Genomic DNA, 14,533 nt, shown 5'->3' with positions numbered 1-14,533 from the left:
GCCCGCCGCGTCGCGGGTGCCACGCCGCGGGTGCCGCCCCGCGGGTGCCACCGATCGGGTGAGAGAGGGGCACCCGCGCCGCGTACCTCTCCCCCGGCCTGCGTGCCGCCTCCTACCGTGCCCCTGACGATCTGCTCCGAAGCCCGCCGCCGCAGCGGCGGCGGGCCGTCCGATCAGAACCGAGGTGTACGCCATGGTGGCCCCGCCCGACAACGACGTCCTCCGGGCTCGTTCCCTGCACTGCTCGCCGGGGGGCTTCCCCGCGCTCACGGGGGTGTCGCTCGGGGTGCGCGAGGGCGACGTCCTCGCCGTGCTCGGGCCGCGCGGCAGCGGCAAGACCACGCTGCTGCGCTGCCTCTCGGGGCAGCAGGTGCCCCACGAGGGCGAGGTCTGGTTCGACGGGCAGCAGGTCCACACCCTCAGCGCGGCCCGCCGCGAGCGGCTGCGCGCCGACAGCTTCGCCTGGGTGGGCGCCGAGCCCTCGCTCGTGCCCGAGCTCAGCGGCTGGGAGAACGCCGCGCTGCCGCTGCTGCTGCGCGGCACCCCGCACCGCGCCGCGCGAGCCGCCGCCATGGACTGGCTCGAACGCCTCGACAGCGCGGACTGCGCACGCGTCAGACCCGACCGGATGCCCCGCGACCAGCGGCAGCGGATCGCCGTCGCCCGCGCCCTCGCCGCCGCACCCACGGTCCTCTTCGCCGACGAGCCGACGGCCGCGCTGCACGCGGGCGACCGCACCCATGTGCTGCGCACGCTGACCACGGCGGCGCGCTCGCACCACATCACCGTCGTGCTCGCCTCCGTGGACGAGGAGGCCGCCGAGTTCGCCGACCGCGCCGTCCGGCTGGTCGACGGCCGCCGCGCGGACTCCGCGACCGGCTCGGACGAGGGGCAAGAGGCGTGCTCGCTCTCCGTCTAGCGCGCGGCTCGCGCCCACTCGTCCAGTTCCGCCGCCTGCTGGTCGCCGCCGCTTCTGGCGGGGTCGGCTTCCTGCTGCTCGCCACCCTCATGTGGGCGATCGGGCACCCCGAGGGCGCCGTGGTGCGCCTGGTGTGGTGCGTGATCCCGGCCGCCGCCGTCGTGCAGCTCGCGGTGGCGGTGGCCCGCACCGACCCCGGCACCACGCCGCGCCCCGGGCTCTCCGCGATCGGCCTCGGCCCGGTCAGGCTGACCGCGTACGCCTCCGTGACGACCGCGGTCTCCTCGGCAGCGGGGTCGCTCGCCGCGCTGCTGGTCTTCTGGCACCTGCGCGGCGACGGCAGCGGACTTCCGCTGGACGGCGCCGCGGGCGACCTGCTCGCCGCCGAGCAGCCGCTGCCGGCAGGCGCGGTGGCGCTGCTGCTCGCCGCCGTACCGGTGCTCGCCTCGGCCGCCGCCGCCTTCGCGCTGCGCCCCGCGGCCCGCGCCCGCCACGCCGAAGCGGCGGGCGAGGCGCCCGCGCCGGTCGGGCTGCCGTGGGGGGTGGCGCTCACCGCGGCCGGCCTCGCCGTGGAGACCTACGCGAGCCGGGGCCACGGCGCCCCCGTGCCGCTGCCCGGGCGCTTCGACGGCAGCCCTGCCGGGGTGCTCGCGGGCTGGGCGCTCACCGCTGTCGGCCTCGCGCTGGTCGGTCCTGGCGTCAGCCACCTGTGCGGCCGGGCGCTCCAGGCCGCGCGGCCCGGGGCGGTACGGCTGCTCGCCGGCCGGGCCCTGATGGGCCAGGCGGCGCGGATCGGCCGTCCGCTCGGTGTGCTGTGCGCGGTGGTCTCCGGCGCGTTCGCGGCCGCCGCGCTCTACGGTCCCGGCGACGAGCGCCCGTACGGCGCGCTGACGGGTCTCGGCGCGGCCGTCGTCACCGGCTGCGCCGTCGCGACCCTGCTGACCGCGGCCGTCGAGGCGGTGCAGGCACGGGAGGACACCTCGCGCTCGCTGCTCGACCTGGGCGCTCCGGCAGCGGTGCTGCGCACCGCGGCGGGTGTGCGCGTGCTCGTGCTCGCCGCCGCCTTCGCGCCGCTGACCTGGCTGGTCGCCGCGCTGGCCGCGGCCCCGCTCGGCGGCTGACGGGGCGGCTGCCCCGGCCTTGCGGGGCCCCGCGCCGCACTACGATGGCGCGGTGCCGATACCGCAGCAGAGACAGGACCAGGGCGAGGAGCGCGGCCCGGGGCTCCGGCAGGACCGGGAGATCGAGACGCTCGATGAGTTCGACCGCAGGGCGGCGGGGGGCGCGCTGGCCGGCTTCCGGGTCCAGTCCGTCGACCTGACCGGCCGCACCCGGCAGCTGCTCTCCCTGGACACCGCGGGCGCCGTCTTCCTCGGCTGCCCGATGGAGCCGGGGGCGCTCGCCAAGGTGCGCGCGGACGGCGCGCTGGTCTTCCCGCCCGTGCCGCACCTGCCGTTCGACCCGTACCGCGGCGCGCTCTACACCCCCGACCAGCTTTTCGAGCACCTCGCCGAGGGGTACGAGGCGACGCCCGACGCCCTCGCCCACGCCTGGTACCTGCGCACCCGGGGCGGCGGCGACGTCTTCGCCTCGATGCTGCGGGCCGTGCACGACGACGCCGTCTCCGACGCGCTCGACGAACGCCTCGCGGGCGCGCGGGTGGTGGGCGTGATGGGCGGCCACGCGACGGAGCGCGGCACCGACGCGTACGCGGGCGCGGCCCGCCTCGGCCGTACCCTCGCGCGCTCCGGTCTGACCGTGGCGACCGGCGGCGGGCCCGGCGCGATGGAGGCCGCCAACCTCGGCGCGTACCTCGCGGACGCCGGGCCCGAGGCGACGGCGGAGGCGCTGGAACTCCTCGGCAAGACACCGTCGTTCCGCCCGTCGGTGACCGACTGGGCGCGCGCCGCCTTCGAGGTCAGGCAGCGGTGGCCGCACGGCGGCCCGTCGGTGGGCATCCCCACGTGGTTCTACGGGCACGAGCCGCCCAACGCGTTCGCGAGCCACATCGCGAAGTACTTCGCCAACGCGCTGCGCGAGGACGGGCTGCTGGCCCGCTGCACCGCGGGCGTGGTCTTCCTGCCGGGCGCGGCGGGCACCGTGCAGGAGGTCTTCGACGCCGCGACGGCCAACTACTACGGCTCGCGCGGCGAGCCGGCCCCGATGGTGCTGGTCGACGAGGAGCACTGGACGCGCACCCTGCCTGTCTGGCCGCTGCTGACGGCGCTCGCCGCGGGGCGCCCGATGGCCGGGCGCATCGCGCTGGTCCGCACCGTGGACGAGGCCCCCGCCGCCCTTGCCGGGCTCACCCGGCTGCCGGTCGGCGCCTGATGGACGCGCCGGGGGACGTGGGGACGGCGCGCCTCGTGCTGCACCCGCTGACGCCGGACGAGGCCGAGCGGGTGGTCGCGGGCGAGCCGGGGCCTGGGGACCGCTGGGCGCCCGGCTATCCGGACGCGTTCGACGTGAAGGGCGTCAGCTCGTACCTCGCCACCTGCTCGATCAGCGGCGATCCCGCGCCGTTCGGCACGTACGAGATCCGCCGCAGGTCCGACGGGTGCGCGATCGGCGGCCTCGGCCTGCACGGGCCCCCGGCCGCCGACGAGACGGTGACGGTCGGCTACAGCGTCATCGCAGCGCAGCGCGGCAACGGCTACGCCACCGAGGCGCTGCGCGGCCTCGTCGCGCGGCTGCGCACGCTCGGCGTGACCGGCGTACGGGCCGACACCGACCTGGACAACACCGCGTCCCAGCGTGTGCTGGAGGCCGCCGGGCTGCGCGCGATCGGCGAGGACGCGACGCTGCGCTACTACGCGCTGCTGTTCTGACGCCGGGCGCGGCGAGCGCCGGGGACTCTCCGCGACTGCGCCGACGGGGCCGACGGGCTAGCGCGCTTCGGGCAGGACCAGCACGTCGGCGGGGCCGAACGCCGCGGTCACCGCCGCGCCTTCTGCCGGTGCCTCGGTGAGCGCGCACTCGGCGTCCAGCGGCGGCGAGCCGTCCTCGGGGCGCAGGCGCACGGCGACCCGGCTGCCGCGGAACGTCCTCGCCTCGGCGGTGCAGCGCAGCCCCTCCGCGCCCTCCCCCGCATCGGCGAGCCGCACCCCGGCCGGGCGCACGAGCACGGTCCGCTCGCCCTGCGGGGAGCCGGGCGCCACCGGCAGCTTGCCCCACGGGGTGTCGGCGACCCCGCCGACCACGGTGGCGGGCACCAGGTTGTCGAAGCCGAGGAAGCGGGCGACAAAGGCGGACGCCGGGCGCTGCCAGACCTCGGCGGGCGTGCCGGTCTGCGCGATCCGGCCGCCGCCCATCACCACCACCCGGTCGGCGAGGGCGAACGCCTCGCCCTGGTCGTGCGTGACGGCGAGCACCGTGGTGCCGAGCCGGTTGAACAGGGCGCGCAGCTCGACCACGAGCCGCTCGCGCAGCCCGCGGTCGAGCTGGCCGAGCGGTTCGTCCAGCATGAGCAGGCGGGGCCTCGGCGCCAGCGCCCGGGCGAGCGCGACCCGCTGCTGCTCGCCGCCCGAAAGCGCGGCCACGGCGCGGCCGCCCGCGTCGGGCAGGCCCACCAGGTCGAGCAACTCTGCGACGCGGTCGGTCTGTTCCGCGCGGGAGGCGCCGCGCACCCGCAGCCCGAAGGCCACATTGCCCGCGACGTCGCGCTGCGGGAACAGCTGGTGGTCCTGGAACATCAGGCCCACGCCCCTGCGGTGCACCGGCACGGCCGCCTGGTCGGCGCCGCCGAGCAGCACCCGCCCGGCGTCGGGCGCCCGCAGGCCCGCCACGACCCGCAGCAGCGTGGACTTGCCGCTGCCGCTCGGCCCGAGGACGCTGACGATCTCGTGCTCGGCGACGTCGAGCCGTACGGCGTCGAGCGCGGTGTGCGACCCGAACCGCACGGTCACCCCGTCCAGGGCAAGCAGCGCCATCAGAACTCTCCCGAGCGGTCGGTGCGGATGCGTTCGAGCAGCAGCAGCGAGAGCGCGCACACGGCCATCAGGACCGTGGACAGGGCCATCGCCTCGCCGTAGGTGAGGTCGCCGGGCCTGGCGAGCAGGCGGGCGACGGCGACCGGCAGGGTCGGGTTGTCCGGCCGCGCGATGAACACGGTGGCGCCGAACTCGCCCAGCGAGACGGCGAAGGCGAATCCCGCGGCCACCAGCAGCGCCCGCCGCACCAGCGGCAGGTCCACCTCGCGCAGGACCCGCAGCGGCGAGGCGCCGAGCACCGCGGCCGCCTCCCTGAGCCTGCCGTCGACGGCCCGCAGGACCGGCAGCATCGTCCTGACGACGAACGGCACACCGACCAGCGCCTGGGCGAGCGGCACCAGGATCCACGAGCTGCGCAGGTCGAGCGGCGGCGTGTCGAGGCTGATCAGGAAGCCGAAGCCGACGGTGACCGCGGACACCCCGAGGGGCAGCATCAGCAGCGCGTCGAAGGCGCGCACCAGGCGCCCTGCCCTGCGGGTCAGGGCGGCGGCGGCGAGGCCGCCGACGACGAGGGCGATCGCCGCGGCGACGACGGCGTACCGCACGGAGTTCCACACGGCATCCAGCGGCGGCACCAGGAACGTGCCGCTGGTGTCGACGGCGGTGAGCGCGCGGTAGTAGGCGAGGCCGTACCCGCCCGGGGTGTCGAGGGAGCGCTCGACCAGCACCCCGAGCGGCAGCAGGAGCAGCAGCACGACGCCGGCGAGCACCCCCGCGAGCAGCGCCCACTGCCCGGCGCCGCGCGGCCTGCGCGCGGTGCGCGCGGGATCGACCAGGCGCAGGGCGCTCTCCCTGCGCCGTACGGTCCAGGCGTGCACGGCGAGCACCGCGCCGACCGCGGCGAACTGGACGAGGGTGAGGACGGCGGCGGTCGGCAGCTGGAGCAGCTGCGCGGTCTGCCGGTAGATCTCCACTTCGAGCGTGGCGAAGCCGGGCCCGCCGAGGATCTGGATCACGCCGAAGGAGGTGAAGGTGAACAGGAAGACCATCAGCGCGGCGGCGGCGACCGCGGGGCCGAGCGCGGGCAGCGTGACGCGGCGCCAGGCGGCGAAGCGGGTCGCGCCGAGCACCCGCGCCGCCTCCTCCTGCCGCGGGTCGAGCTGCGCCCACAGGCCGCCGACGGTCCGTACGACGACGGCGTAGTTGAAGAAGACGTGGGCGAGCAGGATCGCCCAGACCGTCGTGTCGAGCCGCACGCCCCACAGCTGGTCGAGGAGGCCGCCCCGGCCGAGCAGCGCGAGGAACGCGGTGCCCGCGACGACCGTCGGCAGCACGAACGGCACGGTCACCGCGGCCCGCAGCACCTGCTTGCCGGGGAAGGCGAACCGCGCGAAGACGTACGCGCCGGGCAGCGCGATCAGCAGCGTGAGGCCCGTCGAGGCGAGCGCCTGCCAGAGCGTGAACCACAGGACGTGCAGGATGTCGGGGCGCCCGAGTACCCGGCCGAGCACGGCGAACTGCCAGCCGTCCGCCGTCCTGAGGCCGCGCCCGACGATCGCGGCGACCGGGTAGGCGAAGAAGACGGCGAAGAACGCGAGCGGCACGGCCACCAGCGCGAGCCGCACCGCCGCGGGCCGCACGGCACGGCGCCGCGGCCCTGCGGGGCGCGGCTCGCTGGGCCCGGGGGCGCTTCCCGCGGGCCCGGCGCCCGTCACGTCGTGCGGAGCGAGGGACACGTCACTTCACCAGGAGCGAGGTCCAGGTCTGGACCCACTGGTCGCGGTGCGCCGCGATCCGGGAGGGCGCCATGCTCTCACCGTGGGCGACCTTCGCACCGAACGTCGTGAACACCGCGGGCTCCTTCGCGCCCTCGACCACCGGGTCGACGAACATCTGGAGCGGCATGTCCTCCTGGAAGCGCTTGCCGATCATGAAGTCGATGAGCGCCTTGCCGCCCGCGGTGTTCTTCGCGCCGTCGAGCAGGCCGGCGAACTCGATCTGACGGAAGCAGGTCCCGGTCGCCACGCCGGTCGGCGCCTCGGCGGGCGTCTTCGGCCGCGGCTTGGCGTACAGCACCTCGGAGGGCGGGCTCGACGCGTACGAGACGACGAGGGGCCTGGTCGCCTTGGCCTTCTTGCCGCCCGCCGAGCCGGAGAAGTCCTGGTCGTAGGCCTGCTCCCAGCTGTCGACCACCTGCACGCCGTTGGCCTTGAGCTTCTTCCAGTAGTTCTGCCAGCCGGAGTCGCCGTACGCGGCGACAGTGCCGAGGAGGAAGCCGAGGCCGGGCGAGGAGGTGGCGACGTTCTCGGTCACCAGCAGGTTCCTGTACTCCGGCTTGACCAGGTCGGCGAAGGTCTCGGGCGGCGCGAGGTGGCGCTTGGCGAAGTAGGCCCGGTCGTAGTTGACGCAGAGGTGTCCGCTGTCGATCGGTGTGACGCGGTGCTTCGCCCGGTCGAGCTGCGTCGACGGGTCGACCCGGTCGAGGCCCTTCGCGGTGTACGGGGTGAAGAGGCCGTTGTCGAGGGCGCGGCTGAGCAGGGTGTTGTCGACGCCGAAGAACACGTCGCCCTGCGGGTCGCCCTTGGTCAGGACGGCCTTGTTGACGGCCTCGCCCGCGTCGCCGCTCTTGAGGACCTTGACCGCGTAGCCGGTCTCCTTCGTGAACTCCTTGAGCACGGCGGGCGAGGCGGCGAAGGAGTCGTGGCTGACCAGGGTGACGGTCTTCGTCTTCGCGGCGTCCGAGCCGCCGGACGTACCGTCGCCGCCGCAGGCGGTGAGGGCGGCGGCGCCGAGCGCGGCGGCCAGCGCCGCCGCGGCGAGCTTGCGGGTGGTGGACACTTCTCGGTTCCTCCTGGGACGTCCAGTCCAGGAAGAGACGCGGCCCTGCCCCGACCCGCCGGGCGGGTGCGGGCAGGGCGCAGCAGCTTGAGCAACGACCGAACTTCCTACCCAGAATGACCTGGGCGAGGTTCAGAGGGTCTGCGGCCGCGGCCGGGCTGTCCCGGGCCTTCGCCGCACTCTCAGCGCTGTGGCGCTCCCCTGTCGGGTGTCAACGGTATGGATGGCGTGCCGTGCGCCCCCAGGGTACACACCGGGCGCCTCCGCGCCCCGCCGCGCGCGGGTGCGGGAACTGTGGTGCCCCGGCCTCCCACGGTCCCCACGCCCCCGGCTCAGCGCTCCGCCGCCGCCAGCTGCCCGCACGCGCCGTCGATCTCCTGGCCGCGGGTGTCCCGCACGGTCACCGGGACGCCGTGCGCCGCGATCGCCTCGACGAAGGCCTTCTCGTCCTCGGGGCGCGAGGCGGTCCACTTCGAGCCGGGCGTCGGGTTGAGCGGGATGAGATTGACGTGCACGCGCCGATTTTTCAGCAGCCTGCCGAGCCGGTCGCCGCGCCAGGCCTGGTCGTTGATGTCGCGGATCAGCGCGTACTCGACGGAGACGCGGCGGCCCGACTTCTCCGCGTACTCCCAGGCGGCGTCGAGTACCTCCCGCACCTTCCAGCGGGTGTTCACGGGCACGAGCGTGTCGCGCAGCTCGTCGTCGGGGGCGTGCAGCGACACCGCGAGGCGGCACTTGAGGCCCTCGTCGGCGAGGCGCAGCATCGCGGGCACGAGGCCGACCGTGGAGACGGTGATGCCGCGCTGGGACAGGCCGAGGCCGTCGGGCTCGGGGTCGGTGAGCCTGCGGATCGCGCCGACCACCCGGTTGTAGTTGGCGAGCGGCTCGCCCATCCCCATGAAGACGATGTTGGAGAGCCTGGCGGGGCCGCCCGGCACCTCGCCGTCGCGCAGGGCCCGCATGCCGTCCACGATCTGGTGCACGATCTCGGCGGTCGAGAGGTTGCGGTCGAGGCCGTTCTGCCCGGTGGCGCAGAACGGGCAGTTCATGCCGCAGCCCGCCTGCGAGGAGATGCACATGGTCACCCGGTCCGGGTAGCGCATCAGCACCGACTCGACGAGGGTGCCGTCGTGCAGCCGCCAGAGCGTCTTGCGGGTGGTGTCGTCGTCGCAGGAGATGTGCCTGACCACCGACATCAGGTCGGGCAGCAGCGCGTCGGCGAGCCGCTGCCGGGACGCCGCGGGGATGTCCGTCCACTGGGCGGGGTCGTGCGCGTACCGCGCGAAGTAGTGCTGGGACAGCTGCTTGGCGCGGAACGGCTTCTCGCCTGCGGCGGCCACCGCCTCCCGGCGCTCGGCGGGCGTGAGGTCCGCGAGGTGCCGCGGCGGGCGCTTCGCGCCCTTGGGCGCCGCGAACGTCAGTTCCCCCGGCTTGGGCGCGGCCATCGGCGACAACTCCTCGGTACGACAGTGGTGTGGCGGGTCCCGTCCGCCGCGGCGCGCCGACGGAGGCGCGGGACCCGGGCCGCCCCGGGCGGTCTCACGGGACGGCCGCCGCGGCGCGGGGCCCGGCGGGACGGAGCACAAAGGGGTCCACCGCGTCACGCGGCGGACCCCTTCAGCGTACCTGCTCGGACCGGGACACCCGCCCGGCCGATGGCGACGGCGGCCGGCGCGGCCCGCACGGCTAGCGGGATCCCACGAACACCACCATCAGCAGCCAGACCACCGGCGCGGTCGGCAGCAGCGAGTCGAGCCGGTCCATGATCCCGCCGTGGCCCGGCAGCAGGGTCCCCATGTCCTTGATGCCGAGGTCCCGCTTGATCATGGACTCGCCGAGGTCGCCGAGCGTGGCGCTGACCGCGGCGCCGAGCCCCAGCAGCAGCCCCTGCCACCAGACGCCGCCGTCGACGAGGAAGTGCATGCACAGCGCGCCCGCCGCCATGGCGAACGCGACCGCGCCTGCGAGGCCCTCCCGGGTCTTGCCCGGGCTGATGCGCGGGGCCAGCTTGTGGCTGCCGAAGCGCCAGCCGACCGCGTACGCGCCCGTGTCGCTGATGACGGTGAGGATGATGAAGGTGAGCACGCGCCAGGGGCCGTCGTGCGCGGTGAGCAGCAGCGCGACGAAGGTGGCGAGGAACGGCACGTAGAAGACCGCGAAGACGCCCGCCGTGACGTCCCGCAGATAGCCGTCCGGCGGCTGCGCCATCCGCCAGACCAGGACCGCGAGCGCGGTCAGCGCCATCGCGAGCCAGGCGCCCTGGGGGCCCCACACGTACCCGGCGACGACCATCGTGGCGCCGCCCACCGCGAGCGGGACGATCGGCGCCCTGATGCCCTTCTTCTCGTCGAGCCTGCTGGTCAGCTCCCACAGGCCGACCACGACCGCGGCCGCGATCACCCCGACGAAGACGGCCTTGACGACGAAGAGCGAGGCGACGACCACGGCGCCGAGGCCGACGCCCACCCCTATCGCAGCGCGCAGGTCGCGCCCCGCGCGCTTCTTCTGCGGGGGCGCACCCGGGCCCTGCTGCGGTGCGGGCTGCGGTGCCGGGTTCGGCGGCATGGGCTCCTGCTGCGTCTCGTCGCGGAACAGGGGGCCGGCCTGGAGGCGCCCCGCCTCGCGGCCGGCGGCCTCGTCCCCCGTGGGGCGTTTGTCCACGGCGCCCCGGGCGGCGTACCCGGGCGCCGCGGCGTCCCGCGGACCGCCGTAGGGTCCGCCGGGCAGCGGGCCCGCCGGCGGCTGGGCGCCGGGCAGCGGACCCGCGTACGGGGCCCGGCCCCGGTGCCCGTTGGGCCGCCCGCCGGGCTCGGGGCCGCCCGGCTGCGGGCCGGCCCACGGCGGACCGCCGGTCACGGGTCCTTCGGGGCCGGGTCCTTCGGGCACGATGGGCATGGGCCGAGTCTGCTGGGCCTCGGGCTCATCGCGGGCGGGACCCGCCGGGGCAGCCCCCTGGTCGGGCGGGCCCCAGGGGCCTGCGGCCGGCCGGGTACCGCGGGAAAAGTCGTTCATCAGACCTCAAGCAGCTCGGATTCCTTGTGCTTGAGCAGCTCGTCGACCTGCGCGACGTACTTCGTCGTCGTGTCGTCGAGCTCCTTCTCGGCCCGCCTGCCCTCGTCCTCGCCGACGTCGCCGTCCTTGACGAGCTTGTCGATGGTCTCCTTGGCCTTGCGGCGCACGGCGCGGATCGAGATCTTCGAGTCCTCGGCCTTGGTCTTGGCGACCTTGATGAACTGGCGGCGCCGCTCCTCGGTCAGCTCGGGGAACACCACCCGGATGATGCTGCCGTCGTTGCTCGGGTTGACGCCCAGGTCGGAGTCGCGGATCGCCTGCTCGATGTTGCGCAGCGCGCTCTTGTCGAACGGCGTCACCACGGCCATCCGCGCCTCGGGCACCGAGAACGAGGCGAGCTGGTTGATCGGGGTCATGGCGCCGTAGTAGTCGGCGACGATCTTGTTGAACATCGCGGGGTGCGCGCGGCCCGTGCGGATCGCGGCGAAGTCGTCCTTCGCGACCAGGACGGCCTTCTCCATCTTCTCCTCGGCTTCGAGGAGGGTCTCTTCGATCACCACTTGCTCCTGGGTGTTGTGGGTGCGGTGTGCCACCGGCGGTGCGGTCCCCCACGCCTTGGGCGGTACCTGCGTCGCGTCTTTCCTGCACGGTGTCCGACCGGCAGGACTTTGTCCATACGGGACAGGTCCCGCACGGGGCGCTTGCGTGCGGGCGGGTCCGCGCGGCCTGGCTCCGTACAGCAGGGGCGCGTACGGACGGCGGCCGCGCGGGCGTCAGTCCCTGCTGCCCTGGTCGCTCACGAGAGTGCCGATCTTCTCCCCCTTGACGGCACGCGCGATGTTGCCCTCGGCCAGCAGCTCGAAGACCAGGATGGGGAGCTTGTTGTCCTGGCACAGGGTGATGGCGGTCAGGTCGGCGACGCGCAGGTCGCGCGAGATGACCTCGCTGAACTCCAGGGCGTCGTACTTGACGGCGCCCGGGTTGGTCTTGGGGTCGGCGTCGTAGACGCCGTCGACCCCGTTCTTGCCCATGAGCAGGGCCTCCGCGTGGATCTCCAGCGCGCGCTGCGCCGCGGTGGTGTCGGTGGAGAAGTACGGCATGCCCATGCCCGCCCCGAAGATCACCACGCGGCCCTTCTCCAGGTGGCGGACCGCGCGCAGCGGGATGTAGGGCTCCGCGACCTGCCCCATCGTGATCGCGGTCTGCACGCGGGTCTCGACGCCCTCCTTCTCCAGGAAGTCCTGGAGGGCGAGGCAGTTCATGACCGTGCCGAGCATGCCCATGTAGTCGGAGCGCGCGCGGTCCATGCCGCGCTGCTGGAGCTCCGCGCCGCGGAAGAAGTTGCCGCCGCCGATGACGACCGCGATCTGCGCGCCGTCGCGGACGACGGCCGCGATCTCGCGGGCGATGGCGTGCACGATGTCGGGGTCGACGCCGAGGGCACCCCCTCCGGCGAACGCCTCGCCCGACAGCTTCAGCATGAAGCGCCGGGGCCGGGGCCCAGAAGCGGTCAGATCGGCCGGGAAATGGTTGGCGTCCGCGTCTTTGCTCATGGGGTTCTCCTCGTACACGTACGACGAAGGCCATTGCCGGTGGGTCGGGGTGTCGTCCCTCGCGGCAATGGCCTCCTCGTCGGATCTGCGGTCGTCCGGCGGGTACGCGGCCGACGACTGCGTCAGACCCTAGCGGGGTCCGTCGTCCTCCGGGTACGACCGGGTCGGCGCGCTCGCGCCGACGCCGGGGTCAGGCGCCGACGCGGATGCGCGCGAAGCGCTTCAGCGTGACACCGGCCTCGTCAAGGACCTTCTTCACGGACTTCTTGTTGTCCTTGGCGAACGGCTGGTCGAGGAGGGTGACCTCCTTGAAGAAACCGTTGACCCGGCCCTCGACGATCTTCGGGAGGGCGGCCTCGGGCTTGCCCTCCTCGCGCGAGGTGGCCTCGGCGACGCGGCGCTCGTTCTCCACGACGTCGGCCGGGACGTCCTCGCGGGTGAGGTACTTCGGCGCGAACGCGGCGATGTGCTGCGCGACGTCCTTGGCGACCTCGGCGTTCTCCTTGTCCAGCTCGACCAGGACGCCGACCTGCGGCGGGAGGTCGGGCATGGTGCGGTGCATGTACGCGGCGACGAAGCCGCCGTCGGCGGGGAACTGCGCGAAGCGGTCGAGGACGATCTTCTCGCCGAGGTTGGCGTTCGCCTCGTCCACGTACGCCTGGACGGTCTTGCCGGCCTCGATCTCGGAGCCGAGCAGGGCCTGGAGGTCGGCGGGCTGCGTCTTGGCGACGTGCTCGGCGAGCGCCTGGGCAACGGACTGGAACTTGTCGCCCTTGGCGACGAAGTCCGTCTCGCACTTCAGCTCGAGCAGGACGCCGGAGGCGCGGTCATCGGCGATGAGGGAGACCACGGCGCCGTTCTCGGCGTTGCGGCCCTCACGCTTGGCGACACCCTTCTGACCCTTGACGCGGAGCAGCTCGACGGCCTTGTCGACGTTGCCCTCGGCCTCGTCGAGCGCCTTCTTGCAGTCCATCATGCCGGCGCCGGTCAGCTCGCGGAGCTTCTTGACGTCGGCGGCGGTGTAGTTCGCCATCTCTAGTTTCTCTCTTGAAGTCGAAGATCTACGGGTGGACGGCGGGAGCCGATGGCCCCCGCCGTCGCTGCGAACCCTGGGATCAGGCCTGCTCGGTGGCGGCTTCCGGCGCGGCCGGGTCGGCCGGGGTCTCGGCCTGCTGCTCGGCGTCGGCGACCTTGGCCGTCTCGGCGGAGGTCTGGACCTCGGCGTCCTCGGCGGGAGCGGCGCCCTCGGCGGGGGCTGCGGCGCCCTCGGCCGCGGCACCCTCGGCGGGAGCCTCGTCCTTCTTCTCCAGAAGGTTGCGCTCCCACTCGGCGAGCGGCTCGCCCGCGGCCTTCTCGCCCGGCTTCTGGTCGCCGGTCGCGACGCCGGAGCGGGCGATGAGGCCCTCGGCGACGGCGTCGGCGATCACGCGGGTGAGCAGGGTGACGGAGCGGATCGCGTCGTCGTTGCCCGGGATCTTGTAGTCGACCTCGTCGGGGTCGCAGTTGGTGTCGAGGATCGCGACGACCGGGATGTGGAGCTTGCGCGCCTCACCGACGGCGATGTGCTCCTTCTTGGTGTCGACGATCCAGACGGCGCTCGGCACCTTCTGCATCTCGCGGATGCCGCCGAGGGTCTTCTCCAGCTTGGCCTTCTCGCGCGAGAGGACCAGGAGCTCCTTCTTCGTGAGGCCGGAGGCGGCCACGTCGTCGAAGTCGATCTGCTCCAGCTCCTTGAGGCGCTGGAGGCGCTTGTAGACGGTGGAGAAGTTGGTCAGCATGCCGCCGAGCCAGCGCTGGTTGACGTAGGGCATGCCCACGCGCGTCGCCTGCTCGGCGATCGCCTCCTGCGCCTGCTTCTTGGTGCCGACGAACATGATGGAGCCGCCGTGTGCGACGGTCTCCTTGACGAACTCGTAGGCGCGGTCGATGTACGACAGCGACTGGAGCAGGTCGATGATGTAGATGCCGTTGCGCTCGGTGAAGATGAAGCGCTTCATCTTCGGGTTCCAGCGACGGGTCTGGTGACCGAAGTGGACGCCGCTCTCCAGCAGCTCCCGCATCGTGACGACGGCCATGGCCGCACTCCTAGGTACTCGGTTGTCGCGGCCGCCGGACGGCGGTCGCGCCTGACGCCCTGCGCGCCGTGCCGCAAAGGACCGAGAGGCGCTGGCACCGGTAGCTGATCGCCGGTGCCGGGGCGTGCGAAGTCGACCCGGTGACCCGGGCCGCACAGGAATTGTACGGGACCCTCGCACCCCCAGGTGACGGCGTTGTCCACAACC

General features: G+C 74.0%; 13 protein-coding genes and 1 riboswitch. Of the genes, 4 read left to right on the top strand and 9 right to left on the bottom strand.

Annotated features, from left to right (window positions below; translation table 11 throughout):
- Positions 1-193 precede the first annotated feature (193 nt).
- From AB0910_RS07845 to AB0910_RS07830, 4 genes are read left to right on the top strand one after another with little or no spacing between them, the layout of a single operon-like run.
- Positions 194-919: an ATP-binding cassette domain-containing protein gene (locus tag AB0910_RS07845; protein WP_366743630.1), complete on the top strand. Its 726-nt coding sequence runs from the start codon at positions 194-196 to the stop codon at positions 917-919.
- Entirely contained in the window at positions 901-2,040 is a 1,140-nt protein-coding gene (locus AB0910_RS07840) for a hypothetical protein (protein WP_366743629.1), read from the top strand. Before AB0910_RS07845 ends, AB0910_RS07840 begins: the two co-directional genes overlap by 19 nt.
- 52 nt (positions 2,041-2,092) lie before the next feature.
- Positions 2,093-3,250, top strand: a complete 1,158-nt coding sequence (locus tag AB0910_RS07835; RefSeq protein ID WP_366743628.1) for an LOG family protein — start codon at positions 2,093-2,095, stop codon at positions 3,248-3,250.
- Positions 3,250-3,747, top strand: coding sequence for a GNAT family N-acetyltransferase (locus tag AB0910_RS07830; RefSeq protein WP_366743627.1), 498 nt, complete (start codon positions 3,250-3,252; stop codon positions 3,745-3,747). The genes AB0910_RS07835 and AB0910_RS07830 overlap by 1 nt, the downstream gene beginning before the upstream one ends.
- Before the next feature lie 57 nt (positions 3,748-3,804).
- Here the strand turns inward: AB0910_RS07830 and AB0910_RS07825 are convergent, their stop codons facing one another.
- From AB0910_RS07825 to rpsB, 9 genes are all read right to left on the bottom strand, one after another.
- Positions 3,805-4,848: an ABC transporter ATP-binding protein gene (locus AB0910_RS07825; RefSeq protein ID WP_366743626.1), complete on the bottom strand. Its 1,044-nt coding sequence runs from the start codon at positions 4,846-4,848 to the stop codon at positions 3,805-3,807.
- A complete protein-coding gene (locus AB0910_RS07820) occupies positions 4,848-6,473 on the bottom strand; it encodes an iron ABC transporter permease (protein WP_366743704.1) in 1,626 nt (541 codons plus the stop codon). The genes AB0910_RS07825 and AB0910_RS07820 overlap by 1 nt, the downstream gene beginning before the upstream one ends.
- A 112-nt stretch (positions 6,474-6,585) precedes the next feature.
- Positions 6,586-7,686 (bottom strand): thiamine ABC transporter substrate-binding protein, encoded by a 1,101-nt coding sequence (locus AB0910_RS07815; RefSeq protein WP_366743625.1) that lies wholly within the window; start codon positions 7,684-7,686, stop codon positions 6,586-6,588.
- An 86-nt stretch (positions 7,687-7,772) separates the two neighbouring features.
- A riboswitch (TPP riboswitch) is annotated at positions 7,773-7,899 on the bottom strand.
- A gap of 119 nt (positions 7,900-8,018) precedes the next feature.
- A complete protein-coding gene (gene rlmN / locus AB0910_RS07810) occupies positions 8,019-9,131 on the bottom strand; it encodes a 23S rRNA (adenine(2503)-C(2))-methyltransferase RlmN (RefSeq protein WP_366743624.1) in 1,113 nt (370 codons plus the stop codon).
- A 241-nt stretch (positions 9,132-9,372) separates the two neighbouring features.
- On the bottom strand, positions 9,373-10,698 hold the full coding sequence (locus AB0910_RS07805) for a phosphatidate cytidylyltransferase (protein ID WP_366743623.1): 1,326 nt from the start codon (positions 10,696-10,698) through the stop codon (positions 9,373-9,375).
- Complete coding sequence (gene frr, locus AB0910_RS07800; protein WP_329455399.1) at positions 10,698-11,255, bottom strand: ribosome recycling factor; 558 nt, start codon at positions 11,253-11,255, stop codon at positions 10,698-10,700. The genes AB0910_RS07805 and frr overlap by 1 nt, the downstream gene beginning before the upstream one ends.
- A 216-nt stretch (positions 11,256-11,471) precedes the next feature.
- Positions 11,472-12,179 (bottom strand): UMP kinase, encoded by a 708-nt coding sequence (gene pyrH, locus AB0910_RS07795; protein ID WP_345655955.1) that lies wholly within the window; start codon positions 12,177-12,179, stop codon positions 11,472-11,474.
- 262 nt (positions 12,180-12,441) lie between these two features.
- The gene (gene tsf / locus AB0910_RS07790) at positions 12,442-13,284 is read right to left on the bottom strand and encodes a translation elongation factor Ts (RefSeq protein ID WP_366743622.1); all 843 of its coding nucleotides are present in this window, start codon (positions 13,282-13,284) and stop codon (positions 12,442-12,444) included.
- An 82-nt stretch (positions 13,285-13,366) separates the two neighbouring features.
- Positions 13,367-14,326: a 30S ribosomal protein S2 gene (gene rpsB, locus AB0910_RS07785; protein ID WP_366743621.1), complete on the bottom strand. Its 960-nt coding sequence runs from the start codon at positions 14,324-14,326 to the stop codon at positions 13,367-13,369.
- Positions 14,327-14,533 lie beyond the last annotated feature (207 nt).

The organism is Streptomyces sp. NPDC047002 (assembly GCF_040704505.1).
Classification (GTDB): Bacteria; Actinomycetota; Actinomycetes; order Streptomycetales; family Streptomycetaceae; genus Streptomyces.
Note: the sequence above shows the minus strand (reverse complement) of the source record. Positions and strands in the feature narration are given on the sequence as shown.

Coding starts and splice junctions, on each gene's coding strand:
- AB0910_RS07845 (WP_366743630.1), top strand. CDS start 194: ATGGTGGCCCCGCCCGACAACGACGTCCTCCGGGCTCGTTCCCTGCAC.
- AB0910_RS07830 (WP_366743627.1), top strand. CDS start 3,250: ATGGACGCGCCGGGGGACGTGGGGACGGCGCGCCTCGTGCTGCACCCG.
- AB0910_RS07825 (WP_366743626.1), bottom strand. CDS start 4,848: ATGGCGCTGCTTGCCCTGGACGGGGTGACCGTGCGGTTCGGGTCGCAC.
- rlmN (WP_366743624.1), bottom strand. CDS start 9,131: ATGGCCGCGCCCAAGCCGGGGGAACTGACGTTCGCGGCGCCCAAGGGC.
- AB0910_RS07805 (WP_366743623.1), bottom strand. CDS start 10,698: ATGAACGACTTTTCCCGCGGTACCCGGCCGGCCGCAGGCCCCTGGGGC.
- pyrH (WP_345655955.1), bottom strand. CDS start 12,179: ATGCTGAAGCTGTCGGGCGAGGCGTTCGCCGGAGGGGGTGCCCTCGGC.
- tsf (WP_366743622.1), bottom strand. CDS start 13,284: ATGGCGAACTACACCGCCGCCGACGTCAAGAAGCTCCGCGAGCTGACC.
- rpsB (WP_366743621.1), bottom strand. CDS start 14,326: ATGGCCGTCGTCACGATGCGGGAGCTGCTGGAGAGCGGCGTCCACTTC.